Here is a 1,509-nt window from a genome sequence, read left to right on the forward strand (position 1 = left end):
GCTTTGCGCAAGGTTTTAGGTGAACACGTGGTCCAGAAAGGGTCATTGGTAGATAGTGAGCGTTTGCGTTTCGACTTTGCGCATTATGAAGGGGTGACTAAAGAGCAAGTTAGCGAATTGGAATCGATTGTTAATTCCGAGATTCGCGCTAATACAGCTGTAACAACTACGTTGACCAATATGGATTCGGCTCGCGAGATGGGTGCAATGGCATTGTTTGGTGAAAAGTACGGTGATGAAGTGCGCGTACTTTCTATGGGACGCAATTCTTTTTCTGTTGAACTTTGTGGCGGTACACACGTGCAACGAACAGGAGATATCGGTCAACTTGTAATCGTTTCTGAAGGTGGCATTTCTTCTGGTGTACGTCGAATCGAAGCGCTCACAGGTGATGCGGCCGAACGTTATGTTCGTGAAAACTTAGAGCAACTTTCTGAGTTAGCGGCGGCTTTGAAATGTAATAAAGATGTCGTCCTAGACAAAGCGTTGGGTCAGTTTGAAAAGCTTAAATCTGCAGAAAAAGAGCTTGAAAAATTAAAGGCGAAACTAGCTGCTGATGCGGGTAGTGAGTTGGCTGGTAATGCAAAAGACGTGTCGGGTATTAAAGTTTTGGCGCAAAACGCTGACGGCATGGATCGTAAAGCGTTAATGGATGCCGTTGATAAATTGAAGAATGAGCTTGGTGAAGCTGTCGTGTTATTAGCTGCTAAGGAAGGCGATAAGATTGTTTTGATTGCGGGTGTGACTAAGTCGATTTCAAAGAAATTTTCAGCTGGCGAATTGATGAAAGAAGTTTCCCAGATCGTTGATGGTAAAGGCGGCGGTCGTCCTGATATGGCGCAAGGTGGTGGCACCAATTTGGCTAGGCTAGATGAAGCTTTAGCTAGGGTTCAAGTTTGGGTTGAAAGTAAGTTATAATCCCGCGCTTTTTGCATATACGTAGTGCGTTGGTAGTGGTACAGGAATAAAGAAATGGCTTTGTTGGTTCAGAAGTTTGGCGGCACATCTGTTGGTACGGTTGAGCGTATCGAAGCTGTTGCGGATAAAATTAAAGGCTTTCGCGATAAGGGAGATGACATCGTCGTAGTTGTTTCTGCAATGAGTGGAGAAACAAATCGATTGATCGGTCTTGCCAGCGACATTACCGACGAGCCTACGCCTAGAGAAATGGATGTATTGGTGTCAACGGGTGAGCAGGTAACGATTGCCTTGTTGAGTATGGCGCTGAACAAAAGAGGCTGTCCTGCGAGATCATATACAGGCGGGCAGGTTCGAATTACAACCGACGATACGCATACGAAGGCTCGCATTCTAGATATCGACGAAGATAAGATGCGCTCTGATATTGAGCAAGGGCGCGTTATCGTTGTAGCTGGATTCCAAGGGGTTGATGAAAAGGGCAATATCACGACGCTTGGTCGGGGCGGTTCAGATACAACTGCTGTTGCCTTGGCGGCTGCTCTTAAAGCTGATGAATGTCAGATATATACGGATGTCGATGGTGTATAC

General features: G+C 45.9%; 1 protein-coding gene and 1 pseudogene. Both read left to right on the forward strand.

Annotation, left to right across the window (positions count from 1 at the left end; all coding sequences use genetic code 11):
* Positions 1-918 (forward strand): DHHA1 domain-containing protein (locus tag A3738_RS14855; protein ID WP_231876659.1); only part of this gene is annotated, 918 nt, incomplete at its 5' end.
* A gap of 54 nt (positions 919-972) precedes the next feature.
* A pseudogene (locus A3738_RS14860) lies at positions 973-1,509 on the forward strand (aspartate kinase); the annotation flags it as partial.

The sequence above is a fragment of the Oleiphilus sp. HI0066 genome (assembly GCF_001635725.1).